This window comes from Methylobacterium oxalidis (assembly GCF_007992195.1).
GTDB classification, from domain to species: Bacteria; Pseudomonadota; Alphaproteobacteria; order Rhizobiales; family Beijerinckiaceae; genus Methylobacterium; species Methylobacterium oxalidis.
In genome coordinates, this window is the sequence record NZ_BJZU01000230.1 from 1 (window position 1) to 613 (window position 613).

The following is a 613-nucleotide window of genomic DNA, read 5'->3' on the forward strand; positions in this document are numbered from 1 at the left end:
CCCTCGCCCGCATCGACGCTGTGCTGGCCGCCGTTGCCGATGCCCGTGACGGTGTCATCGCCGAGGCCGGCCGTGACCGTGGTCGGCCCGTAGGCACCAGCGATGCTGATGGTGTCGATGCCGCTGCCGGCTGAGATCACCGTCTGACCGTAGGTGTTGTTGACCGTGATAGCGTCGGCGCCCGCACCGGCTGTAATCGTCGTCTTCAGGTAGGCATTGTTGACCGTGATCGTGTTGTTTCCATCACCTGCATCGATCTGGAGCTGATCGCTGCTGTCACCGGAGGCTTGGCCGACGGAGATGCTGTCGTTGCCGGACCCACCGTCGAGCGTGGCCGTGTTGGCGACACCGTTGTTGCCGTACTCGTAGAGGTAGAGGTAGTCGTTGCCCTCGCCGCCCCGCAGGGTCGAGCCGAAAGCACCCTGCCCAGTACGGGAAAGAGAGTCGTCACCGGCCCCGCCTTCAAGCGTGTCGATACCAGGGCCAGAGATCCAATATGGGTCGCTTGAGTAGAGGCTGTCATTTCCATCTCCACCCTGCAGCGTGTCGGCACCACCGTCGCTGTCCTGCAGGTTGTCATCGTCGGCGCCGCCCTCCAGAAGGTCGTCGCCGG

At 64.1% G+C, this 613-nt stretch carries 1 protein-coding gene; it reads right to left on the bottom strand.

Annotated elements, in window-relative coordinates; genetic code table 11:
* On the bottom strand, positions 1 to 613 hold a 613-nt coding region (locus MOX02_RS29835; RefSeq protein WP_147029383.1), incomplete at both ends, for a calcium-binding protein.